The organism is Halalkalicoccus sp. NIPERK01 (genome assembly GCF_030287405.1).
GTDB lineage: Archaea > Halobacteriota > Halobacteria > Halobacteriales > Halalkalicoccaceae > Halalkalicoccus.
This window is the reverse complement of the sequence record NZ_JASVVV010000001.1, coordinates 551816-574362: the sequence shown is the minus strand read 5'-3', so window position 1 is coordinate 574362 and position 22547 is coordinate 551816. Positions and strand designations below refer to the sequence as shown.

Annotated in this window: 20 protein-coding genes; 6 read left to right on the top strand and 14 right to left on the bottom strand. The window is 66.7% G+C overall.

Going from position 1 to position 22547, the window contains the following annotated elements:
* Positions 1-3: 3 nt before the first annotated feature.
* The 6 genes from cas4 to cas6 are packed head-to-tail and all read right to left on the bottom strand — an operon-like array spanning position 4 to position 8070.
* Positions 4-582, bottom strand: coding sequence for a CRISPR-associated protein Cas4 (gene cas4 / locus QRT08_RS02960; protein WP_286044329.1), 579 nt, complete (start codon positions 580-582; stop codon positions 4-6).
* Positions 579-3212 carry a CRISPR-associated endonuclease Cas3'' gene (locus QRT08_RS02955; RefSeq protein ID WP_286044327.1) on the bottom strand — a complete coding sequence of 878 codons (2634 nt, stop codon included), beginning with the start codon at positions 3210-3212 and terminating at the stop codon, positions 579-581. The genes cas4 and QRT08_RS02955 overlap by 4 nt, the downstream gene beginning before the upstream one ends.
* The gene (gene cas5b / locus QRT08_RS02950; protein WP_286044326.1) at positions 3209-3997 is read right to left on the bottom strand and encodes a type I-B CRISPR-associated protein Cas5b; all 789 of its coding nucleotides are present in this window, start codon (positions 3995-3997) and stop codon (positions 3209-3211) included. The genes QRT08_RS02955 and cas5b overlap by 4 nt, the downstream gene beginning before the upstream one ends.
* Positions 3997-5130 (bottom strand): type I-B CRISPR-associated protein Cas7/Csh2, encoded by a 1134-nt coding sequence (gene cas7b, locus QRT08_RS02945; protein WP_286044324.1) that lies wholly within the window; start codon positions 5128-5130, stop codon positions 3997-3999. The genes cas5b and cas7b overlap by 1 nt, the downstream gene beginning before the upstream one ends.
* Positions 5123-7270, bottom strand: coding sequence for a type I-B CRISPR-associated protein Cas8b/Csh1 (cas8b, locus tag QRT08_RS02940; protein ID WP_286044322.1), 2148 nt, complete (start codon positions 7268-7270; stop codon positions 5123-5125). The genes cas7b and cas8b overlap by 8 nt, the downstream gene beginning before the upstream one ends.
* Entirely contained in the window at positions 7267-8070 is an 804-nt protein-coding gene (gene cas6 / locus QRT08_RS02935) for a CRISPR-associated endoribonuclease Cas6 (RefSeq protein ID WP_303650179.1), read from the bottom strand. Before cas6 ends, cas8b begins: the two co-directional genes overlap by 4 nt.
* Before the next feature lie 204 nt (positions 8071-8274).
* Here cas6 and purL point away from each other — a divergent pair, with 204 nt between their 5' ends.
* Positions 8275-10569, top strand: coding sequence for a phosphoribosylformylglycinamidine synthase subunit PurL (purL, locus tag QRT08_RS02930; RefSeq protein WP_286044318.1), 2295 nt, complete (start codon positions 8275-8277; stop codon positions 10567-10569).
* Positions 10570-10587: 18 nt separating this feature from the next.
* On the opposite strand, the gene dhaM is transcribed toward purL, so the two are convergent.
* Genes dhaM through dhaK form a run of 3 tightly spaced genes read right to left on the bottom strand, consistent with a single transcriptional unit; the run spans position 10588 to position 12677 of the window.
* On the bottom strand, positions 10588-10971 hold the full coding sequence (gene dhaM / locus QRT08_RS02925; RefSeq protein WP_286044316.1) for a dihydroxyacetone kinase phosphoryl donor subunit DhaM: 384 nt from the start codon (positions 10969-10971) through the stop codon (positions 10588-10590).
* Positions 10968-11666, bottom strand: coding sequence for a dihydroxyacetone kinase subunit DhaL (dhaL, locus tag QRT08_RS02920; protein WP_286044314.1), 699 nt, complete (start codon positions 11664-11666; stop codon positions 10968-10970). The genes dhaM and dhaL overlap by 4 nt, the downstream gene beginning before the upstream one ends.
* Positions 11667-11669: 3 nt before the next feature.
* A complete protein-coding gene (dhaK, locus tag QRT08_RS02915) occupies positions 11670-12677 on the bottom strand; it encodes a dihydroxyacetone kinase subunit DhaK (RefSeq protein WP_286044312.1) in 1008 nt (335 codons plus the stop codon).
* 301 nt (positions 12678-12978) lie between these two features.
* Here dhaK and QRT08_RS02910 point away from each other — a divergent pair, with 301 nt between their 5' ends.
* Positions 12979-13257, top strand: coding sequence for a YgaP family membrane protein (locus QRT08_RS02910; RefSeq protein WP_286044311.1), 279 nt, complete (start codon positions 12979-12981; stop codon positions 13255-13257).
* A 97-nt stretch (positions 13258-13354) separates the two neighbouring features.
* Here the strand turns inward: QRT08_RS02910 and QRT08_RS02905 are convergent, their stop codons facing one another.
* Positions 13355-14323: an ornithine cyclodeaminase family protein gene (locus QRT08_RS02905; RefSeq protein ID WP_286044309.1), complete on the bottom strand. Its 969-nt coding sequence runs from the start codon at positions 14321-14323 to the stop codon at positions 13355-13357.
* A 29-nt stretch (positions 14324-14352) separates the two neighbouring features.
* Here QRT08_RS02905 and QRT08_RS02900 point away from each other — a divergent pair, with 29 nt between their 5' ends.
* Together QRT08_RS02900 and QRT08_RS02895 are read left to right on the top strand one after the other, a co-directional pair.
* The gene (locus QRT08_RS02900; RefSeq protein WP_286044307.1) at positions 14353-14724 is read left to right on the top strand and encodes an FAD-dependent oxidoreductase; all 372 of its coding nucleotides are present in this window, start codon (positions 14353-14355) and stop codon (positions 14722-14724) included.
* Positions 14725-14846: 122 nt separating this feature from the next.
* A complete protein-coding gene (locus tag QRT08_RS02895; protein ID WP_286044306.1) occupies positions 14847-15389 on the top strand; it encodes a flavodoxin domain-containing protein in 543 nt (180 codons plus the stop codon).
* 6 nt (positions 15390-15395) lie between these two features.
* Here QRT08_RS02895 and QRT08_RS02890 read toward each other — a convergent pair whose 3' ends face one another.
* The 3 genes from QRT08_RS02890 to QRT08_RS02880 form a co-directional block, all read right to left on the bottom strand.
* On the bottom strand, positions 15396-18041 hold the full coding sequence (locus QRT08_RS02890) for a glucosidase family protein (RefSeq protein ID WP_286044304.1): 2646 nt from the start codon (positions 18039-18041) through the stop codon (positions 15396-15398).
* A 78-nt stretch (positions 18042-18119) separates the two neighbouring features.
* Positions 18120-19268, bottom strand: coding sequence for a pyridoxal phosphate-dependent aminotransferase (locus QRT08_RS02885; protein WP_286044302.1), 1149 nt, complete (start codon positions 19266-19268; stop codon positions 18120-18122).
* A gap of 40 nt (positions 19269-19308) precedes the next feature.
* Positions 19309-19794, bottom strand: a complete 486-nt coding sequence (locus tag QRT08_RS02880) for an Lrp/AsnC family transcriptional regulator (RefSeq protein WP_286044300.1) — start codon at positions 19792-19794, stop codon at positions 19309-19311.
* Between the two features lie 100 nt (positions 19795-19894).
* Between QRT08_RS02880 and QRT08_RS02875 the strand changes: the two genes are divergently transcribed.
* Both QRT08_RS02875 and QRT08_RS02870 read left to right on the top strand, forming a co-directional pair.
* The gene (locus QRT08_RS02875; protein WP_286044298.1) at positions 19895-20311 is read left to right on the top strand and encodes an EamA family transporter; all 417 of its coding nucleotides are present in this window, start codon (positions 19895-19897) and stop codon (positions 20309-20311) included.
* A 42-nt stretch (positions 20312-20353) separates the two neighbouring features.
* Positions 20354-20917: a thioredoxin family protein gene (locus QRT08_RS02870; protein ID WP_286044297.1), complete on the top strand. Its 564-nt coding sequence runs from the start codon at positions 20354-20356 to the stop codon at positions 20915-20917.
* A gap of 47 nt (positions 20918-20964) precedes the next feature.
* On the opposite strand, the gene QRT08_RS02865 is transcribed toward QRT08_RS02870, so the two are convergent.
* A complete protein-coding gene (locus QRT08_RS02865; protein ID WP_286044295.1) occupies positions 20965-22464 on the bottom strand; it encodes a uracil-xanthine permease family protein in 1500 nt (499 codons plus the stop codon).
* Between the last annotated feature and the right edge of the window lie 83 nt (positions 22465-22547).

The window sequence follows — 22547 nt, the reverse complement described above, 5'->3', positions numbered from 1 at the left end:
TTGTTAGCAGCTCCAGCAGAAGTCGTGATACGCACACGACGAGCAGTACGGTTTCTCCTCCGCGGGCGGCGGCGTCTCGCTGGTAACGACCTCGTAGATCCCACGGATCGCTTCCTCGACCTTCTTCTCGCGTTCCTCGGTCAGCTCGACCGGTTCGCGCTTTCGTTCGCGTGGATGGGCGAGCACGCCTTCTTTCTCGACGCCCGCGACGTGTTTCAGATACCAGAGGTAGTACGACAGCTGCATCCGAGCGGGTTCCGTGAGCTTCGAGGAGGGTTTCACCTCGACGACTCGGCCGTCGTCGAGCAGGTCCAGCGCGATCATCCCGTCGATCGACATGCTTCGGCGTTTCTCGCTATAAGCGGTGTCATCGACGTTCGTTCCCCGGACGACCGAGACGGTATCGCGGTCGATCTCGACGTCACGGCTCAGGAACCACAGTTCGCGCTCGCAGACGAAGTAGTACTGCATCATCACGCCCGTGACGCGGAACTCCTCCGGGACAGATTCCTCGCGAGCCGAAGCGAGGAGGAGCGAGACGGGATCAACATCGGATCCACCCACCGTGGTTGAAGATGTCATAGTAATCTCGCCTCCGCGGAGGTATCGGGAATTACGACGCCTTTGGTCGCGTCGAAAAACCCGTTATCTCGCCCGGAGCGACCGTCGATCCACCGGCGTTCGGCGTCCGGGTAAAGCCATTCGCAGTGGCCCAGTGGGTTCGATTCCTCGTTATGGCCGTAGAACGGGACGGATACCTGCACCGGTTTCGTCCGATCGAGGAGGTCGTCAAATCGATCCCAGTCCGTCGTATAGGCGTCACGGATCTCACGAACCGCGTTCGCTTCCGTTCGCGTTCGCGCCGTGATGATCTCGACTGCAGGCCGTTCGTCGATCAGAGAGAGCGCTCCGAGTTGCTCGGCGTCGGCCCGGTCGACCAGATCCACGTATTCGCGCGATCCCACACCGCGCTCGTCGAGCGACTGGAAGTAGGTCTCCACGGCCTCCCGTGTGACCGTCGGCTCGGGGATCGGATCGCCGTCGTACACGTCCCCGAGCGCGAGCGCGGTCAGCTTGGTGAGGCTGTCGCCACCCCTGTCGTAAACGGAAGACGAGGGTGTATGCTCTCGGCCTCCCGGTGAGGCCAACGTCCATACGGTGACACGCCCGCGATCCCGGTCGAACGATCTGTTACACCGCCCGGCGGCCTGGACGAGGCTGTCGAGGGGCGCGAAGTCCCGGAACACCTCGTCGAAACTCACGTCGACGCCCGCCTCCACCAACTGTGTCGAGACGAACGCGATCGGCACGTTTCGTTCGGTTAGCGTGCTCGCCACTTCGATTAGGTGTGCTCTATCGACCGGACGGTGGCGTGTCGTGAGGTGGACCAGCAGGGGTTCGTCCCCCGTTGTCGCATCCAGTGCTGCCGTGACGGTTTCATCGGCATCGAGGTCGTCGGTCCATCCCTCGTGGGATTGCAGCCGTCGATGGTAGACCTCGTTGACGTTGACCGGACCGCTTCGATCGTCGAGCGCGGCGGCGAGTTCACGGGCGCTGTCGATGGTGTTGCAGATCGCGAGCGTGGAGTTGCCGGTATCGAGACGTTCCGCGATGCGGTCTGCTGCGTCCGTGTACGCGACCGGAACCGGATCGCCGTCGAGGGCGGTCTCCGTGGAGGGGTGGAGATCGAACGTCAGTCGATCGAGCGGCTCGAAGTACGGATCGGGATCGCCGATAAGCTCGTACGGTCTCCCCCCTTCGGTGAACAGCTTCGGCTGTGTGGCCGTCATCGAGATGATCGTCGCGTCGTAGGCTTCGGCCAACAGCTCGGCGAGGCGTTCGACCAGCGGCCACCAGTCCAGTGGGAGCGCCTGCGGTTCGTCGAGAACGATCACGCTACCGTACAGCGACGGGAGCTTCATCGACTGGCCGTTGGCCGGGCCGGCGAGACTCTCGAACAGCTGGACGAACGTAGTCACCACGAGGCCGCTCCGCCAGCTCTCGCCGAGCATCGTCGCGAGATGTTCTTTCTCGTCGTCGGCGACGGTTTCCGGGTACTCGGGCAACGGGATTTGGGTCTCCTCGAGATGGTGGTCGACGGCGAGGAGGTCGTCGTGGGCGTCCACCGGAAACACGTCGGAGCTCACGGACGCGACTTGGTCGATGATAGAGGTGAAGGGGAGCGCGTAGACGACGCGGCCATCCCCCGGTGTTTCATCGAGGACGGTCAACGCAGCGTCGAGTCCGGAGAGCGTTTTCCCGAGACCTGTAGGGAGGGTGAGCGTTGCGATCGAGTCGTCCCTACGGGCGAACTGCATCGCACGTGCCCGTACCCGTCGGCGTGCTCGCTCTCGATCCGCGTTGAGCTGACGCGTGTCGGCGTCGAGCTCCTGGCTCGCGGCCTCCGTCATGAGTTCCCGGACGTGCTTGTCGATAGCCCCTCGTTCGGGAACAGTCGCCTCATACGCGGCCTCGTCCACGTCGATTCCGGTCGTCAGCGACGCTGCACTCGTCTTGTCGGCGAACACCAGCGCACTCCAGGCCTGTAGCACGCCATCGTAGAAACGGTCGGACAACCGCTCGGTCTCGAGTGAGGTGAGGGTCACGCCGCCGAGGACGTGGCTCGCGATGTCCTCGTGTCGTCCCCGTTCGCACGCCTCGGTCGCTCGCTGGTGAAACTCCGTCCACGATCCATCCCCATCCGTAGCGTCGTCTATCAGGGCATCCGCCAGTTCCGGGACGGTATCGTCGATGTGATCGATCTGTTCGAACGTTTCCTCTCTGAACAGTTTGTGGAGGCGGCTCTTGGTCGAATCCGCGCTCGTCCGCTGGACGTATGATCCCGTGTCGGGGAGTCGACCGTGGTGTCTCGCGACCGCGAGAAAGCCGACGAGCGGATCGGTCCCGTCGAACCCCGATACGGAGAGCACGTAGTGGGCCACAAGGGCTCCGACCGGCGCGTGGTGAGTCGGTCCTGCGGGCTCTTTCTCCTCCGAGAGATGCTGACGGAACCAGTCGGTCAGCTTTCCGATGTCGTGTACTAACGCAATTCGCCGGGTAAGATCGCGTAACGACTCACCCTCCGGCGTTCGTGCCTCGGCGGGGACGAGCAAGTCAGCGGCGCGCTCGGCGACATCGTCGAGGTGTCGGTTCAGTGGGATCGGTTCGTCGTTCGGTCCGCGGTGTGAGGGACGGATGCTGAAGTCGGTCAACTGAACATCACCCGCCTTCCGTCGACATGGGCTGTCGCCGCGTCGGCTACCAGGAGCGACTCGCCGGCCGGCGAATATCCCACGGAGAGGAAGTCCGTCGTCGTCCGCCCTCCCTCGTCGGCGGCCATATACCCAGGAGCGCGTTCGACACGCACCCGTTTCTCAGGCTCGACTTCGATACTGTCGGTGGCGTTTACGACCGCCGAATCGACACGTACCGTCTCCGGATCGTGCTCTTGAACGTCGAACGAGCCCAGGAACTCGACCTCCGCGAGATGTTCGGAGAGCCCGAGACTGGGCGGGTAGTAGCTCGTCCCGGATTCGAGCCGATCCCGAAAGCGTTCGAACAGATCGTCGTCGGCCAGTTGCAGATCGATCCGATACGCCGGATCGACAATCAGTTCGTAGTTGTGTTGCTGGCGGAGTTCGGTCGGGTCCGGCATCGAGATCCGCGTGTGGCCCCGACTCGGGACCGTCTTCAGGTGTTCGTTGGCCGTCGAGAGCGTGTTCTGTGGGACGTTCATCGTCCGGAGTTCTCCGACCGGTTCGATCGCTACGCGCGAGGATCCGGGACCGAACGCGTCGTAGTAGCCGTCCCGCTCGAGTCCGAGCATGGCCGCAACGATTCCCGCGACGGTCGTCCGCGGTGGGATCCGGTAGGTCTGCTTGACGATGTTTCCCTCGACACGCCGAAAGTGCGCCCAGGGACCACGAATCTCGAAGGAGAGACAGGTCTCCGGAAGTCCAAGATTGCTGTCCCGACTGGCCAATGACTGCCGGGACATCAGTCGTCGGCCGCTGCGGGCTTCGTTCGGCCGGCCTCATCGTACACATCGACGACGTCGACCGTCCCATCGCCGAGGCGCTCCCGGAGCGCGTCGTAGATCCCGTGCTGGCCCGTGTCCACGCCTGCCGTCAACACCTCGTCGTCGACGCTGGCCGCGAGCACGTTGCTCGCGGCGACGCGAACGCGGTCGATTCGATCCGCGTGGCGCTCAAGGCGTGCGAGTAGATCCGTCAGGTCGACCGTGAGGTCCCGAACGTTTCGAACGTTCTCGATGGGGTCGGAACGATCCTCGTCGACCGCGAGGTCGCGGGTGAGACCGCCGAGGTGATAGCCCTCGTCGGCGTACTCAACGCGGAGATAGAGTCGGGGTTCCTGTCCGACCTTGCTCCGACTGATCGTCTGGTTCTTGATGGCCCGCCAGCAGAGAGTATCGAGGCGCTTGACGTCCTCCCTCGAGAGTTTCGTGTCGGCCGCGCCGTGTTCGTCGACGAGCCCGTGAAACGCGATGAACCCGTACTGGATCCGGTGGTCGTCGAGGTCGAACCCGCCCTGCTTCTTGTCGGAACCAGTTGCGATGACGCTGGTGAGGCTGTTGTACTCCTCGTTTTCCGTCACCGGGTGGATCGTCTTCGCCGGGGAGAACTGGACGGGCCCGGTGAAGTGATCGGGGAGGTAGTCCTCGAACCCCTCGTACTTCTCCTGTAGGTCCATGCTCATCGTCGCCCCGAAGTATCGGACGTCCGCGGCGTCGTCGAGGAACTCACCGAAGATCTCCTCGCGGAGCGCCGCTTCGTCGTCCTCGTCGAGATCGCCGAGGTCCCATTCGTCGGGGTCCAGTCCGCGGAGTCGGTCGCGGAGTAGTTCCCAGCGTTCGGACTGGTTGCCGGCCTCGTTTTTGACGTTGCGGACGTAGACGCCGTGGCCGTCGTCGTCGAGCTGATCCCGTAGATACCGTTTGAGGCGGACGTCCGTGACGACTGCTTGCTGGGTCCGCGGATCGATCCGCGGACGGTTCGACCCGCTGAGCGGGTTGCCGTTGGGGTTCGCATCGACGGCGTCGTAGCAGAACACGATTTCGGAGCGATTCTCTACCGGGTCGTAACTGTCGTCGGCGTATGCGTATTCAGTCATCGGTTGCCTCCGCGGATTCGGTTGCCTCGTTATCTTCGGTCGGTTCGTCGCTCGTCGTCCAGTTGTTCATTCCATAGGCGACCCCGAGCGCGTAGTAGTAGCGCAGCTCACTCGTGTCGATCGACCAGCCGCCGTCAGCGTCTACCTTGGGGAGCGTTTCGACGATCCGGTCGACGACTTCGCCGTACATCGTTGAGGGGAGGCCCTTGTCCCGAGAGTAGATCACGTCCTTGTCGATGACGTCGCTGGTGAGCCGTTTCACCTTCGTGTCGGTGATCGCCTTGATCGGATACTGATCGACGAGGGTCGTCGAGCGTCCCTCGCTTACCTGCTGATAACCGGTTACCTGTCCGACCAGCACGCCGAGGAGAAATCCTCCACGACGCTCCGGGTTCTCGGACGACAGGGCCGGCGTCTCTTCGAGGAACAGTTCGAGCTTCGCCTCGCGTTTCTCGCGGTCGGAGCCGCCATCCGCGCGGGCCCGTGTGTCGGTCGTGTGTGTCATTGATTGATCCGTGTACGTCGTTGCTTTCGTCAACGATTCGTCCTCGCCGTCGAGCAGACCTGCTTCCGCGAGCGCGCAGAGCTGTGCGTACTGCGTCGCGACCCGGAACGTCGGGAAGCCCTCGCCCTCGTCGTCGAGCAACCGCTCGACGTACTCCTCGAGCACCGTCGAAGCGGGAATCGGGTCCCCCGAAAGCGCGGCGACGAGCGCCTGGATTCGGAAGTCGTCCGCCGATGCCGTCTGGTCGTCGTCGGGTTCGGCGAACGTCGTTCGGAAGTACCAGCCGTTCGTGATCGATCCCAACAGGTACTCCTCGTCCGCGACGAGCATCTCCCAGTTCTCGTGGGTCGGCATCGCTGGCCGGACGTCCGAGTGAGGAAGCGTGGCGTCGGCGTCGAACACCCACGAGTTCGTCACCGCGTCGTGGGCGCTCGCGAGTCCCACCGGATGGAACAGCGTGCAGTCGAGCGTGTCGCCGAACACGTCGAAGCGCTTCATCTGGTGTTTCAATACCGCGGCCACGTAGAAGCGCATACGGGTCGCCAGCTCCTCGTGGATCTCGTCGCGATTGTAGGCCTTGTAGACCTTCTCGACCGGGGTAAGGTCGTCCTCTACGACGACGTCGTGGAGCATCCGGTAGAGTTCCCGCGCTTCCTCGGGCGTGATTCGGCCGAAGAAGTACGGGAGATAGTAGACGTTCGACTCCAGCGTGTAGTAGCTACAGGCGTCGACGAACGTCGAGGCGTTCATCAGCGTCACTGCGACGTCCTCGGATATTGGGTGGGTTCGCCACGCTTCGTTCGGGTCGAAGCCGGGGAACTTCTCCAGCTGCTTGCCGAGGAAGTAGTTGAGCGGGTCCTCAGCGGTTCCCACCGTTCGGCCTCGGGAGCCGGTTACCAGATCAGTCGCCTGGCCTGCGGAGTTCGTCGCTTCCCCCTTCGAGACGAGTTTCGAACGCTTTCTCGCACGCATTGCGACGTTGAAAACGTCGCTCCCACAGGCACCCGGCAGCCGGTACTCTCCGTCGGGCTCGAGTTTCACCGCGACGGTCGTCAGCGCCGTCGTCGATCCCTCGAGGCGCTCCTCGACTGCCCCCTGAATCCGATCGTCGATGTCCTCCTGCTCGCCGAGTTCTGCGAGTGCCTCGACGATCCAGCCGTCCTCGTGGTCGGTGACCGTTTCTTGGATCACGTCGTCGGCCGCCCAGGCGGTGAGCCGCTCGGTGAGGTACTCTGCGATCTTTTCGGGATCCTTTCCCTTTCCCGTTCGGTGGGTGATGCTGTGGTCGAATCCACGAGCCGCGTTGAACCACGAATGGGCCACCGGCTCCACGAGATCGCGGGTGTACGTCCGGAACTGGACCGGCTGTTCCGGATCGAGGCGTGGCTCGTCGCCGGACAGATCGACCCGCAGGACTGCAAGGCTTTCGGGTTCGTCGAACAGGTCCGTCGATTTCTCCGGCGTGAGATACGAGGCGTACTCCCCGCCGCCCGCAGTCGCCAGCGTGTACAGCCGCCCGTACAGGTACTGGAGGTCCCGAAGTGACGTTATCGGTCGATCGGGTAGCTCCGTGGCGAGTTCCTCGTCGTCCTCGTACTGTTTCTCGAACTCGTAAGGGGTCGGAAGGAGGCTCATCTGCCGTGTACCTCCGGAGCGGGCTCGCCGAACGGCCCCTGTTTTTCGACGACGTTCACGAACCCGAACCCGAGCGAGTTGCGCTCGCCCAGCCCACAGTCGAGCGCGAGGTTCAGGTGCCGCCGGTGGTCGTCGTCCCGAACCGTATAGCCGAAGCGCCACTTGCTCAGCACGTAGGTCCTCGTCTCGCGCTCGGTCACCTGCACGGGCACCGCGAACGTCTTTATCAGTTCGTACGAATCGAACAACTCACCCTCCACGTCGCTCGGCCCCGGAAGATATTCTGGACAAAACAGCCCGTGTTTCTTGTCGAGATTCGCCTCAAGCTGGTTCAAAAGCGGCTCGGTGGTGTGCTCGGGCCGCCAGAACACCGCCGTGTCGCCGCCGGGATGGTCGATCCCGTACTCGTCGCATCGCCACGGCGGGATCCGAACCAAGAGTCCGGTGCCGGTTTCGAGCGTCCCCCTGGTACCGGGCTCGCCCACGTCGGGCGAAAAGGCGCTCATGTCCTCGACGCGGAACGGCATCTCCCCGATGTTCAGTTCGCGCTCTGTCTGCAGGTCGCGAACGACGTGCGTGAGCAGCGGTTCCTCGGGCGCGGCCACGAGGAGTTTGCGCTCGTCGCCCGCTCGCATGTCCCGCGGCGGGAACGGATTCGAGTAGGCAAACCCCGGCGGCTCGTTCGCGTCGTGGCGCTCGTCGTACTCGGTGCCGGAAAGCGCCCCCCACAGCCGCCCGCGAAGCTTGTGGTGATACGCGTTGTCGTAGGCCGTATCGGCCCGCGCCGAGAGGTGGGCCATCACGCGCACCGGCCTCGATCACCCCTGTTTGCAAGTCGCATGGTGTAACCTGTCGTTCCGAGAGGCATGTAAAAAATCCTCGGGGTGCAGGCCGAAAGTGAAACAGATTCGGGGGTGTTGGCTTTGCGTGCGTTCGTCCGTCAAGGGAAGCACGATCGTGCACATGGAAAGCGATTTATCGCCCTCGACTGAACACGAGAGTGAATGAGTCTGTCCGACTCGGACCGCGAGATCATCACCGCCGAACTCGGGCGCGAACCCACGCGAGCGGAGGCCGCGCTGTTCGAGAACCTCTGGAGCGAGCACTGCGCGTATCGTTCCTCGCGCCCGCTCCTGGGCGCGTTCGACAGCGAGGGCGCACAGGTGGTCGTCGGGCCGGGCGACGACGCCGCGGTCGTCGCGCTTCCCGACCCCGACGGCAGGAACAGCGAGACGTACATCACCCTCGGAATCGAGAGCCACAACCACCCCTCCTACGTCGACCCCTACGACGGGGCGGCGACGGGGATCGGGGGGATAGTGCGAGACACCCTCTCGATGGGGGCGTACCCCATCGCGCTCACCGACTCGCTGTACTTCGGGGGGTTCGACCGCGAGCACACGCGATACCTTCTAGAAGGAGTCGTCGAAGGAATCGCCGACTACGGCAACGCGATCGGCGTTCCCACGGTCGGAGGGAACCTCGCCTTTCACCCCGGCTACGAGGGCAACCCGCTGGTGAACGTCGCCTGCGTGGGTCTGCTCTCCGAGGAGCGCCTCGTCACGGCGAAAGCCCAGCAGGCGGGCAACAAACTCGTGCTCGTCGGCAACGCTACCGGCCGGGACGGGCTGGGCGGCGCGAGCTTCGCGAGCGAGGACCTCGCGGAGGACGCGGAGACGGAGGACCGCCCCGCTGTGCAGGTCGGCGATCCCTACGCCGAGAAGCTGCTGATCGAGGCCAACGAGGTGCTGGTCGGGGAGGGGCTGATCGAGTCCGCCCGCGATCTGGGTGCGGCGGGACTCGGCGGCGCGTCGAGCGAACTCGTCGCGAAGGGCGGCTTCGGCGCCGAGATCGATCTGAACCGCGTCCACCAGCGCGAACCGAACATGGCTCCACTAGAAATCCTGCTCGCCGAGTCCCAGGAACGCATGTGCTACGAGGTGCGACCGGAAAACGTCAAGCGCGTCGAGGCGGTCGCCGAGCGGTTCGATCTGGGCTGTTCGGTCATCGGCGAGGTCACGGAGGGCAACTACGTCTGCGAGTTCGACGAAAGCGAGGCCCAGCGGGCCTCGGAGGCGCCGAGTAGCGTGGAGCATGGCCCCACGGACGGTCGAGCGGCGGAGCCGCGAGACGGCGGCGACGAGCCGCGAGGCCGCGAGACGGTCGTCGACGTCCCGCCCGACTTTCTCGCCGACGGCGCGCCGATGAACGACCTCGGGCACGTCGAACCCTCCCAACCCGAGCGCGACCTGCCCGAGGTCGCGCTGGAAGGGGCGTTCGAGGGGGTGGTGGGAAGTCCGAACACCGCGAGCAAGGAGTGGGTGTACCGCCAGTACGATCACGAGGTCGGCCTGCGGACGGCGACGGGGCCGGGCGACGACGCCGCCGTGCTGGCCATCAGGGAGGCGGGCTCCGCCGACGGATCGAGCGGTGAGAACCGCGAGTCGGGGACCGGTCTCGCGATCTCTGCGGGCGCCGAGCCCAACTGGACGGCGGCCGACCCCTACGAGGGCGCGCGGGCGGTCGCCGTCGAGAACGCGACGAACCTCGCGGCGAAGGGCGCGACTCCGCTGGCCGCCGTGGACTGTCTCAACGGCGGCAATCCCGAGAAGCCCGAGGTCTACGGCGGGTTTCGAGCCGTCGTCTCGGGGCTCGCCGACGCCTGTTCGGCGCTGTCGGTCCCGGTCGTCGGCGGGAACGTCTCGCTGTACAACGATTCTGCGACGGGGCCGATCCCTCCGACGCCGACGCTGGCGATGGTCGCCAGTCGCGAGGGCTACGACGCCCCGCCAACGGGGTTCTCGGGCGAGGGTGCCCTGCTGGTCGTGGGCGATCCCGTCCTCACAGGTGAAGCGGACCCCGAACTCGGGGGCTCCGAACTGCTCGCGCGCTTCGGCGGCTCGGATCGATTCCCTGCTCCCGCCGAGAACGCGAGCGAGTTCGTCGCGGCACTCGCGGTGGTCGCCGACGGCGAGGGGACGCTCGCGGTCCACGACGCGAGCCACGGCGGGCTCGCCGTGACGCTGGCGGAGATGGTCGGTACGGCGGGCACGCGGGTCGACCTCTCGGGCGGGCCGGCGCTCGGTCGACTGTTCAACGAGCGCGCGGGCCGTGTGGTGATCGAGACGGCCGACCCCGAGGGCGTCCGCGAGCGCTTCGACGGGGTCGCGCCGGTCGCCGAGATCGGCGAGTCGATCCCCGAGCGGTCGCTCACGATCGGGACCGATGGCGGCACACTCACCTACTCCGCCGAGGAGATCACGGAGTTGCGTGGCGTCCTCGCGCGCGAACTCGACTGAAAACTGAAAGGCACCCCCTCATGTCTTCGACAGCCCGCGGGCCTCCTCTGCGGACTCCCTGATCGAATCGAGCGTCGCCTTCGGACCCGTCGCGCTCACGGCGGCGTTGACCGCCCCCTCGACCAGCGGGGCGTCCGCGAAGGCCGCCTCGACTTCAGCGAGCTCGATCGCCATCTCGGCGTTCATCACCGCGCTCCCGAGGTCGGCGAGGACGACGACGCCCTCGGTTCCCTCGCTCGCCTCCTCGATGGCCGCCGCGATCAGGTCGACGCTCGTTCCCAGTCGGCCGTCCTCGGTGCCGCCCGCGGCGACGACGGTGGCGTCGCCGGCCATCTCGCCCGCGACGTCGACGACGCCCTCGGCGAGGCGCGCGCTGTGTGAGACGACGACGAGGCCGATCATTCCTCGTCCTCCGTCTCGGTTTCCGCCTCTGCCCCCGCGTCGATCCCCTCCGGGGCGCCGTCGAGGTACTCCGCGGCCACGTCGTAGATCTCCTCCACGATGTAGAGCGTGCTCGTCGCGCCCGGATCGGGATGCCCGACCGACCGCCAGCCCAGATACGAGGCCCGGCCCTTGTTGGCGCGAATGGGCGTCGTAAAGCGAACCCCGCGCTCGGCGGCGTCGACCGCCTTCGAGAGCGCCGTCAGCGGGTCGAGGTCGTCCACCTCGATCGCCCGCTTGTACGTGTGGACCGCGGGCGTGATCGCGTCGACCATCGTCGCGTCGCCGACGCTCGCCCCGCCGCGGTCCTTCACCTTCTCGAGGTAGGCCTCCGCGAACGCCACCGACGACGCCGTCGTGATCCCCCCTTCGAACTCGCCGCTGGCGACCGCGAGCGACCCGCCGTAGAGCGGCCCCGAAGCGCCGCCCACCTTCGAGAGCAGCGCCATTCCGACCCCCTTGACGAACTCGTCGGACTCGCTCCCGGGATCGCTCTTCTCGAGTGCGGCCTGAAATCCGCGATGGAGGTTCGCGCCGTGGTCGGCGTCCCCGATCGCCGAGTCGAGTTCGGTCAGATGGTCCCTCTCGCGGTCGATCCGATCGGCGACCGCGTCGAGCGCCGCCACGAGCGCCTCGCGCTGGGTGTCCTCGTCCACGGATCAGTCCTCCCGGACCGTCAGCGCCGGGGTGTCAGCGGGCGCGCCGAGCAGCTCCTCGAGTTCGTCGTCGAGTTCCAGCACCGTCACCGAACAGCCCGCCATGTCGAGCGAGGTCATGTAGTCGCCGACCCAGCTCTCGCGGGTCTCGAACCCGCGCTCGCCGAGCAGCTCTTGGAGCCGACGGTTCACGACGTACAGCTCCATCAGCGGGGTCCCCCCCATCCCGTTGACGATCGTTGCGACCCGCGCGCCCTCCGCGAGGTCGAGGTCGTCGAGTACCCGCTCCGTGAGGTGCTCGGTGACCGCGTCGGCCGTCATGACCTCCGCTCGCTCGACGCCCGGCTCGCCGTGGATGCCGATCCCGAGTTCGATCTCGTCCTCCGGGAGGTCGAACGTCGGCTCGCCCTTCTCGGGCGTCGTACAGGAGGTCAGCGCCATCCCCATCGTCCCCACCCGCTCGATGACCGTCTCGGCGAGGCGTTTGACCTCCGCGAGGTCGTCGCCGCGCGCGGCCGCGGCCCCCGCGATCTTGTGGACGAGGATCGTCCCGCAGACGCCCCGGCGGCCCGACGTATAGAGCGAGTCCTCGACGGCCACGTCGTCGTCGACGATGACGTACTCGACGTCCGTATCGCCCTCCATCCCGGCGAGTTCGATCGCCGTCTCGAAGTTCATCACGTCGCCCTCGTAGTTCTTGACGATACAGAGGACGCCCGAGCCGCCGTCGCAGGCCCCGATCATCTCCCCCAGTTGGTCGGCGGTCGGGGAGGTGAACACCTCGCCCGCGGCCGCGCCGTCGAGCATCCCCTCGCCGAGATACCCCGCGTGGGTCGGCTCGTGGCCGCTCCCGCCGCCCGAGACGAGTCCCACCTTCCCCTCGACCGGCGCGTCGGCCCGGACGAGGACGTTCGTTTCCTCCAAGCGGCGGACGTACTCCGGGTGGGCCGCGACCATCCCGTCGAGCATCTCGTCGACGACCGCGTCGGGTTCGTTGATCAGCTTCTTCATGCCTACCCCTACCATGCACCGATCCGCGCATAAGCCTACGCGTTCGCGCCGGCTCGCTCGAGCCGGCTTCACCGGTCACGATCGCCCACCGCTCTCGAGCTGGCGTTCCTCTCAGGGTTCTCGGCTATCGCTCCCGAACGGACTGACCGGGGCCCTTCCTCTCTCCGATTCGTGGCGACCGTACTCCGTTCCGGATGAGAAGAACTGAAACGAGCTTGTAACGTCAACAAATATATATGGTTGTTAATACAAAAGGGGATTTATCTTCTCAGACGACCAATCTTCATGCAGTGAATTAGCAATGAAATTCTACCCGGAAGAGAAAAACGTCGGTAGCTGGGACCGAGGGGCGCGATTGATCGTCGGGCCGGTGCTCGTGCTCGTCGGAATCGCGGCAGCCCTCGGGACGATCGCCCTCGCACCCGTCCTGATCGCGATAAGCCTCGTCGTCGGGGCGATCCTGACGGTGACCGGCCTCACCCAGAAGTGCCCGATGAACCGACTGTTCGGCATCAACACCTACAAGGGCGAACCGTCGACGAAGGACGCGGAAACCGAACCCACCGAGCGACCCGCCTGAAAGAGTCGTCCGATCGTTCGATTTTTCGGCGTACCGTGCCCGTTTCATATCCGTTCTCAGCAGCTACGAAGCTCCGAGGGTACCGGATACGCACGCTTCATTCGATATCGACGGTCACCCCGATTCCGTCCCGTTCCGCCCGTTCGACGAGGAATTCGGCGGTCGCGGCGTCGAGCACCGCCGAACCGACGCTACTGAGGACGATGATCCCACCGGGCCGGGAGAACTCACCCTCGAACACGTCGGCGAAGGGAACGAGGTCGTCGAGCGAGAGCCCACTGTCGCGCAGGTCGCCCGTACGAATCGCTTCCTCGGGGACGTCCGCCAGCACCGCCGCCGCCCGTCGGATCGTTTCGCCATCCAGTTCGCGCATCTCGGCGCCGTAGGCCCCGACGGCGACCACCACCGCGTCGGGTTCGAGCGCGCCTCCCGGAAACACCGGTTCCTCGCTCGTGGTCGCCGTCAGGACCACGTCGGCGCCGGCGACGGCCTCGGCGGGGGTGTCGACCGCTTCGGCCGGGATCCCTCGCTCCGTGAGGTCCGCCGCACACCGTTCTCTCGAACTGCTCGGCGAGTGGACCCGAACCCCTTCGAGGGCGCTTCCGGCGGCGATCGCACGGGCCCCCCAGCGCGCCTGCGTGCCCGCGCCGATCACGCCCACCGTGAGCGGGTCCTCGGCGAGGTCGCGGGCGGCCAGCCCGGCGATACAGCCGGTCCGTGCGCCCGTTATCCGGGTGCCGTCCACGTACGCCCTCGCCCTCCCCGTCCGGGCGTCGGTGACGGCGATCTGGGCGTTGACCGTCGGGAGTCCCCGATCGGGGTTCCCCGGGTGGACGCTCGCGAGTTTCGTCGCGTAGCACTCCGCCCCGTGGACGTAGGCGGGCATCGTCAGCCCGGTCCCGAGCGGTTCGTCCGATTCCAACCCGGTACCGACCGGAAAGTGCGGGCGTTCCGGGCGTTCGACCTCGCCGCGGCCCTGTTTGACGAAGGCCTCCTCGACCACCCCGAGGAGGTCCGCGAGGTCGAGCAGCGCCACGACGTCGCCGTCGGAGAGGATCCGGACCATGGTTCGAACTCTTCTGCGGCCGACGCCAAATGGTTACTCACTCGCGCCCCCGCCGACCCCGACCGGTATCGAGACGGGATCGGGATGGGGTGGGGTGGGCGGCGGGGGCCCTCTCCCGCGCCGCCGGGTGGACGACGTACTTCGGTCCCGACTCGCGGATCCGTCGGGGACGGGCCGGACTGTACGCCGTGACGCCCGATAACCACCCGATAATCGAGGAGATCATTCCAGGTTTGATCAACGCCGTCGGCTTCTCGGGCCACGGGTTCATGCACGCGCCGGCCACGGGGCGAGTGGTCGCCGAACTCGCCGCCGACGGCGAGGCGTCGCTCGTGGACGTTGCGTCGCTGGGAAGCGAGCGGTTCGGCGAGGGAAGCGAGGTCGAACGAAACGTCGTCTGATCGGGCCCGGCGCGGAGGACGGACATATGCTGGGACGTCACGTACCGCGGGCCATGGCGCAACCGACGTCCGAAGCCGGTGGCATCGTGTCGAACCCTATCCGACCACGCGAGGGTGTGTGAGTGGCGTTCGTTCTCGTCGTTTACGGCACCGGCGAGGGCCAGACCGAACGGGTCGCCGGCCACGTCGCGGACGTGGTTCGCGAGCGCGGCCACGACGTGACGCTGGTTCGTGGCGACAGGGTCCCGGAGGGGTTCTCGATCGCGGAGTACGACGGCGCGGTCGTCGGCGCGTCCGTCCACGGGGGCCGACACCAGCGCTACATACGCGAGTTCGTCGTCGAGAACCGCGCGGCACTCGACGTGATGCCCTCGGCGTTCTTCTCGGTGAGCCTCTCGGCGGCGGGCGAGGAATCGGGACGCGAGCAGGCCCGTGCCCTCCTCGACGGGTTCCTGGAGGACGTCGACTGGCAACCGGCGGTGAAGGCCATCGTCCCCGGCAGGCTCGCCTACAGCCAGTACGGGCCGATAAAACGCCTCGTCATGAGGCTGATCGCGAAACGAGCCGGCGGCGCGACCGACACCTCGCGGGACCACGAGTACACCGACTGGGAGGGCGTCACCTGGTTCGCCGAGGAGTTCCTCGATCGCCTCGAATCGGAGTGAGCCGCCCTATTGCTGCGTTTCGACGACCAGCGTCCGCTCGCCGTCGGGATCGGTCTCGACGACGACCTCACGTCCACGGTTAGTCTCGCGCACCTCGCAGTCGGCGTCCTCTCCGTCGAGGGTGACGCCGACGACCTCGGCATCACCCGGAACGGTATGCCCGACGACGAGCCGATCGAGCGACGCGTCGGCGCAGACGGTCGTCGTGTACTCGCGACCCCCGGCTCGCGCCTCGATATCGACCGCGCCGTCGCCCACGCGGACGTTCTCCGCGCCGATCCGCGACTCCCCTGCGGGTATCTGCGGGGTGACCTCCAGTCGACCGCGGCCCACGTCGGGCCTGACGCCGAGTCGCTGGCCAACCACCGGCCAGACCGTCCCGTAGGAGCCCCACGCCTGTAGCGCCATCAACCGGTCGGTGAACGGCTTGTCGATCGAGCGCCCGTACTTGGGCGAGGGGACGACCTCCGGCATCGCGCCGGGCATCTCGTCGGGATCGGGCAGTTGCAACGAGGCGTTGGCGTCGACGAACCGACCCTGCTGGTCGGCAGCGAGTCGGCCGTAGTTGCCCGCCGCGACCGCCATGATCGCGCTGTTGAGCGTGTAGATATTGCGCTCGGCATGGTCCTCTGCGTGCTCGTACTCGTTCCGATCGCAGCCCGGCGCGCCGGTATGATACAGCCCGGGGTTCCACTCGCCGTCGAGTCCGCCCTCTGGCGCGCCGACTCCCCCATAACACTCGGTTTCGCGGAGCGCAAGCGCGTCGTTGCCGTCGTCTGCCCCGGCGAGGCCGAGCGTCCGCGCCCCTCGGTCGCGGGGCAGTTCGATCTCCAGCGGCGTCAGCCCGATCCAGTGGCGGTGATACAGCGGCGTGTCCGCGTCGTCGAGCGAGTCGGCGTACCCCGGCACCTCGGGCACCCACCACGCCTCCTCGAACTCCGCGAGCAGTTCGTCCGCGCGCTCGGTGGCCCATGCGACGGTTTCGTCGTCACCCTTGCTGGCGGCCATATCGGCGAGGTCGTACAGCCCGCGGATCGTGTAGACGGCGTTGTCGAGGACGCGCTCGCCCATACCGGGGCGCTCGACGTTACCCTCCCCGATCGGCCAACCGTCGGCCGCGCCGAACTCGGAGAGGAGGTACTCGGCGCTGCGCTTCGTGAAGTCGTACATCTCGTCTCGGAACTCGTCGTCGCCGCTCCAGCGCCAGATCAGCGCGACCGCGCTGGGGAACTTCGCCGTCTCGTCGGTGTTGCCCGGATCGTCGTTCGCGCCGTAGAACACCGATCCGTCAGTGATCACCTCGTGGACGACCTTTCCCGATCCTTCGTTCGCGACCTCGCTGACGTCGCGCAGCGCGCGCATATGCTCCTTGATCGGCTCGAACTGCCCGAGCGCGACGCTGGCGAACGCCGTGTACTCGCCGTCGACGGCGAACAGCCACGGGAAGTCGGGATAGCCCGCGCCGACGAACCGCGCCCGGTCGATCGTTCCCGCGGGTTCGGGGTAGTTCTCGCCTGCGTTGGTCACGCGAACTTGTAGGTCACGCGACTCCTGAACGAGATCCGAGAGGTTCTGCTTGGTCCAGTCGATCGCCTCCTCGAGACGGCGGTTTCCGGGCAGGTCGAGGCGGGTCCGTTCGCGGCGTTCGAGACGCTCCTCGACCTTTTCGGAGAGCGCCCCCTCCGGGTCCGAGAGCGCCGCCTCGCACTCCTCGATGGCCGCGTCGGGACCCGATTCGGAGCCACCGACCGCGAACCAGACCGTTCGTGTCTCGCTTGCTGGGATGCAGACCTCGTACTCCAGGCGTCCCCCCGCACCTCGGCCGAACGTCGAGTCGTCGTGGCGCTCGAAACCCGCGTCGTCGGACTCCGCGCCCCCGCCCTCGGGATCGTAGACCGCCCAGTCGTCCTGCGGCCCGCGGAACTCGCCGCCATCGCCGACCTCGCCATCGGTGGGGGCGAGCGTTGCGCCGACTGCGGCCGCCCAGTCACGGTGGGCGGCGTTCTTGACCGGAGGCGTGCCCTCCGAACGGAAGACCAGCCGCTCGCCGTCGAACTCGCCCTCGTCTTCGAGGTTGAACGCCTCCTGGGAGGGATCGGTGTCGCCCCACGGGTACGCGTCCATCAGCTCCGAGGCCGCCTCGACGCCGAGCGTCACCGTCTCCTCGTCCTCACCCGCATCAAGGCGAAGCCCGATCAGCACCGCCCGGCCGTCATCCGGGACGACCTCGGTGCGTCGGAGGGCCACGCCACCTGTCCTCGGGAGTTCCATCTCGGCGAAGCCGTACCCGCGGGAGAACCGCGTCGCCGGACCGACCGTCTCGCCGTCGATATCGAACCAGATACCGTCGAGCAGTTTGATCGGCGGGCTCCAGATCCCCTCCATCTCGCCGGGGACGTGCCAGCCCATCGCCGGAAACCGGCCAGTTTGGGTCCCGGCGACGTACGCCCGGGTTCCGCTTACGACGTACCGACGGTCCGCGAGTCGGTCGGCGATCGACAGCGTCGGCGACTCGGGGCCGTCCGAGACGGGCCGTGTCGTCGTTTGATCCGCGCCCGCGAGGCCAGCGGTGCCGGCCAACCCGGCGGCCGCGGCGGTCCGGATGACTCCTCGTCGCGTGATACGCCAGTCGAAATCGCCGTCGGCTCCCATAGCTGGTTCCGATTCACATCGTTCATAGTTAATTGTACTGAAACCTCGAATAGATGAAGTGTCTCGCTTCGAGGGGAATCAACGAGGTCGCGTACCGACGAACCGCTCGATCCGGTCCATCGCCTCCTTCAGTCGGGGGAGGCCGCTCGCGTACGACACCCGGAGGTGGCCCTCGCCGGCCTCGCCGAAGACGGAGCCGGGGACGACGGCGACGCCCTCCGATTCCAGTAATCCCTCGGCGAACGCCTCGTCGTCGCCCGGGACCTCGGGGAAGACGTAAAAAGCGCCCTTGGCCTCGAAACAGTCCAGCCCCATCTCCTCGAAGCGAGAGAGGACGAACCGCCGTCGACGGTTGAACGCCCGCACCATCTCCTCGACCTCGTCGTCGCACGTCCTGAGCGCTTCGAGGGCGGCGTGCTGGGCGGTCGTCGGCGCCGAGAGCATCGAGTACTGGTGGATGCGGTTCATCGCGCCGATCCCCTCGACGGGGCCGAGGGCGTACCCGAGGCGAAGGCCGGTCATCGCGTACGCCTTGGAGAAGCCGTTGAACACGATCGTGCGCTCGCGCATGCCGTCGAGGGTGGCGATCGAGGTGTGCCCGCCCTCGTAGGTGAGGTCGGCGTAGATCTCGTCCGAGAGGACCCGGAGGTCGTGCTCGCCGCAGAACTCGGCGACGGGTTCGAGGTGCTCCTCGCGCATGACCGCACCCGTCGGGTTGTTCGGGTAACACAGGACGAGGAGGTCGGCCTCGCTCGCGCCCGCTCGCTCAAGCGCCCCGTAGGTCAGTCGAAACTCCTCGTCCTCGCGGGTGCGCACGGGCAGCGGTTCGCCCCCGGCGAGCAACACGCCCGGTCGGTAGGAGACGTAGGAGGGATCGACCATCGCGACCCGGTCGCCGGGGTCGACCAGCGCTCTGAGTGCGACGTCGACGCCCTCGCTGACGCCCGTGGTGACGATGATCTCCTCCCCCGGATCGTAGCGCAGGTCGTAGTGCTCCGCACAATGGCGGGCGATCTCCTCGCGGAGTTCGCGCATCCCTCGATTCGCGGTGTAGGAGGTCAAACCCCGTTCCAGCGAACCGATGGCGGCGTCGCGGGCGGCCCACGGCGCCGAGAAGTCGGGTTCGCCGACGCCGAGCGAGATGACGTCCTCGCGCTCCTCGGCGAGTTCGAAGAACTTCCTGATCCCCGAGGGCGGAACCCGCCCGACGCGTTCGGAGGTCCTCACGCGAGCCACCTCCGACGACCCGCCGGGCGGACCGACCGCGTCATGGCGAGACCGACAGGCGGTCGTCGTCGTCGCCGTCCATCTCGATGCCGCCCTCCTTGTACGTCTCCATCACGAAGTGGGTCACCGTCTGGGTCACCTCGGGGACGGGCGCGACCTTCTCGCTGACGAACCGGGAGATCTTTCTCACTGAACCCGCCTCAACGATCATCAGGAAGTCGTAGTTCCCGCTGACGAGGTGCAGCGAGGAGACCTCGGGGAACTTCGCGAGGCGCTCGGAGACCTCCGCGTAGCCCGTCTCGCGGTCGAGCGTGACGTTGAGTTCGACCGCGGCGCGGGCGTGGTCCTCGTCGACCGCCTCCCAGTCGACGATCGCCTGATAGCCCCGGATCGTTCCCTCGTCTTCGAGGTCGGCGATGGTCGCCTCGACCTCGCTCTCGGAGAGGCCGGTCTGGCGCGCGAGGTCCGCCGTCTCGGTGCGGGCGTTCGCACAGAGGGCGTCGAGCAGTTCGCGTTTCGGCTCCATACAGGGAGAGCCGACTCCGGGAGGATAAGGCTTGCTTCCGGCCGAATATTCACCCTGCCGGGATCGCAACGCATACCGGATCCGCGGGGGAAATTTCGGTATGAACTACCTGCTGTGGGCGCTTCTGGCGCTGCTCGCGTACACCTTCGTCGCCCCGCTGATGAGCGTCGCCACGACCGACGTGCCCAGCGACGTCGCCGTCATCGTCTCGAACACCATGCTCGTGATCGGTGCCGCCGCCGTCGTCGTCTTCTCCCGGGAACCCGTCGCGGAGTACCTCACCCACCCCGACGCGCCCTACATGTACGCCGCCGGGATCTGTCTCGCGGTGGGTATCCTCGCGTACTACCGCGCGCTCGCGATGGGGCCGGTCAGCGTCGTCGTCCCGGTCTTCGGGATGTTCATCGTCACGAGTTCGCTGGTGGGGTTCGTCGCGCTCGACGAACCGCTCACGGCGCGGAAGGCCGCCGGGATCGGCTTTGCTGCCCTCGCGGTCTACCTCACGGCCGTCGAGTGATCGCGGGTCAACGCTTTTGCCGTCGTCGGCCCCAGTGTCGGTATGGCACTCCAAGCGTCCGACAGCGACCTCGAACGCGGCGACCCGGCCCCCGAGTTCGACCTCCTCGGAACCGACGGCGAGACGCACTCCCCGACCGATTTCGCGGATCACGAACTCCTCCTCGTGGTCTTCACCTGCAACCACTGTCCCTACGCGAGGGCGAAGATCGAGCCGCTGAACGACATCGCGGCCGACTACGACGAGGTGGCGGTCGTCGGGATCAACGCCAACGACTCCGAAGAATATCCCGAGGACTCCTTCGAGCGAATGGAGGAACTCGTCGCCGACGGCACCGTCGAGTACGACGCCTACCTGCGCGACGAGTCCCAGGAGGTCGCGCGCGCCTACGGCGCGGTCTGTACGCCGGATCCGTTCCTCTTTCGAGAGGAGGGAGGGGAGTTTCGCCTCGTCTACCACGGCCGGATCGACGACGCCCACGACCCCGACGCCGAACCGACCGAACACGACATGCGCGAGGCCATCGAGTCGGCCCTCGCGGGCGGGGAGGTCGCCGTCGAGGAACGCCCCTCGCGTGGCTGTTCGATCAAGTGGCGCGAGGCGTAGCCGGAAGGCCCGCGCACCGAGTACGGACGGTCGATCGGAGTCGGTGCTCAGTCCGCCGTCTCTCGAAAACGCTCCCAGGCGCTGTGGAACTCCGAGTCGTCCTCGGTGCGCTCGTCCCACTGTTCGAGGCCGCGCTCGCGCCGGGTGCCCGGGATGGTGTTGTCGAGGACGAGCGCGACCAGTCCGCCGACGGCCATCCCGGTGCCGCCGATGACGAAGACGGTGTCGGCCACGAGCGGCGAACCGAGCAGGGGTGAGACGCCGGCGGCGAGTTCGCGGAAGGCCGCGGCGCTCTCGAAGTTGGCCATGTACTGGGGGATCGCGAGGCCGACGAACAGCGCGAAACCGACGACGAAGACGTTTCTCTGAGAGTCGAGGTCGACGTGTTTCAGCGTGCTGATGCCGACGGCGACGATCTGGCCGAACATCGCGACGAACAGGCCGCCGACGATGGGGTCCGGAATGGTCGCGACGAGTTGGCCGAAATACCCCACGAACCCGACCACGAGCATGATCGCCGCACCGACCTGCACGACGTAGCGGGAGGCGACCCCGGTGAGGCCGATCGCGCCGATGTTCTCCGAGTAGGAGGTCGATCCGCCGGTTCCCATGACCCCCGAGAAGACGTTCATCAGCCCCTCCATGCCGATCCCGTGGTTGATGCGCTTCTCGCTGGGCGCGCCCGCGCCGGTCAGTCGCGCGACCGCCTGGTAGTCCCCGAAGCTCTCGACGATCGAGGCGAGCACGCCCGCGACCATGCCGATCGCGAGCGCGAGTTCGAAGCGGGGGAGGCCCCACTGGAAGGGGTAGATCGGCATCAACGCGGGCGCGGCGGCGACCTGCCCGAGCGCGACGTAGCCCGGCGAGTCGGGGGTGTAGAACCCCGCGACCGAGAGGACGGCGGCGAGCACCCACGCGATGGCGATCCCGAGGATGACCGGGAACAGCTGAAAGGCACGGCTTCGCGTTTTGAGGTACTGCGAGAAGAGGACGATCAATCCCACAGTGAGGCCCAAGAGGAGCCAGTCCTGGTTCGCGGCGGTGATCTGTGGGGCGTCGAACAGCGCCAGCCCGATCAGCGCGATGGTGGGGGCGATCACGACGGGGGAGAGAAAGCGCCGGAGGCGACCGATCAGTCCGAAATACCCGATAAAAATCTGGACGAACGCGGCGACGATAATCGCCCCCTGGAGGTAGACGAGGTCGGTCTGCCACCCCGGCTCTCCCGGAATCGTCCCGACGACGGCGATGATCGCCAGCGCGGGCGCGAGCATCGAGAAGGGCGCGCCCTGCACGATGGGATAGCGGTTCCCGAGGGTGGTCTGGGCGAGCGTCGCCACCCCGCTGACGACGAAGAACGTCCCGACGAACCGGGCGGTGACGTCGGCGGGCATCCCCATCGCGCCCGCGAGGATCAGGGGGACGGCGATGTTCGCCCCGACCATCGTCAGATAGTGCTGGAGTCCCAACAGGACCGACTCGAACAGCGGCGGTCTGTCCTCGATACCGTACTCGACGAAACTGGCCCGATTCCGGTCCTCGCCCATTGTCCAAACTGGCTGTCCTTCGCGGGCGGGCGGTCAAATGCCTACTGGTTCGTCGGTCCGAACGCGGACGGCCAACACTTACA

Coding starts and splice junctions, on each gene's coding strand:
- cas6 (WP_303650179.1), bottom strand. CDS start 8,070: ATGGCCCACCTCTCGGCGCGGGCCGATACGGCCTACGACAACGCGTAT.
- cas8b (WP_286044322.1), bottom strand. CDS start 7,270: ATGAGCCTCCTTCCGACCCCTTACGAGTTCGAGAAACAGTACGAGGAC.
- dhaK (WP_286044312.1), bottom strand. CDS start 12,677: ATGAAGAAGCTGATCAACGAACCCGACGCGGTCGTCGACGAGATGCTC.
- QRT08_RS02910 (WP_286044311.1), top strand. CDS start 12,979: ATGAAATTCTACCCGGAAGAGAAAAACGTCGGTAGCTGGGACCGAGGG.
- QRT08_RS02880 (WP_286044300.1), bottom strand. CDS start 19,794: ATGGAGCCGAAACGCGAACTGCTCGACGCCCTCTGTGCGAACGCCCGC.
- dhaM (WP_286044316.1), bottom strand. CDS start 10,971: ATGATCGGCCTCGTCGTCGTCTCACACAGCGCGCGCCTCGCCGAGGGC.
- cas4 (WP_286044329.1), bottom strand. CDS start 582: ATGACATCTTCAACCACGGTGGGTGGATCCGATGTTGATCCCGTCTCG.
- purL (WP_286044318.1), top strand. CDS start 8,275: ATGAGTCTGTCCGACTCGGACCGCGAGATCATCACCGCCGAACTCGGG.
- QRT08_RS02865 (WP_286044295.1), bottom strand. CDS start 22,464: ATGGGCGAGGACCGGAATCGGGCCAGTTTCGTCGAGTACGGTATCGAG.
- QRT08_RS02900 (WP_286044307.1), top strand. CDS start 14,353: ATGGTTACTCACTCGCGCCCCCGCCGACCCCGACCGGTATCGAGACGG.
- cas7b (WP_286044324.1), bottom strand. CDS start 5,130: ATGACTGAATACGCATACGCCGACGACAGTTACGACCCGGTAGAGAAT.
- QRT08_RS02875 (WP_286044298.1), top strand. CDS start 19,895: ATGAACTACCTGCTGTGGGCGCTTCTGGCGCTGCTCGCGTACACCTTC.
- QRT08_RS02905 (WP_286044309.1), bottom strand. CDS start 14,323: ATGGTCCGGATCCTCTCCGACGGCGACGTCGTGGCGCTGCTCGACCTC.
- cas5b (WP_286044326.1), bottom strand. CDS start 3,997: ATGTCCCGGCAGTCATTGGCCAGTCGGGACAGCAATCTTGGACTTCCG.
- QRT08_RS02890 (WP_286044304.1), bottom strand. CDS start 18,041: ATGGGAGCCGACGGCGATTTCGACTGGCGTATCACGCGACGAGGAGTC.
- QRT08_RS02870 (WP_286044297.1), top strand. CDS start 20,354: ATGGCACTCCAAGCGTCCGACAGCGACCTCGAACGCGGCGACCCGGCC.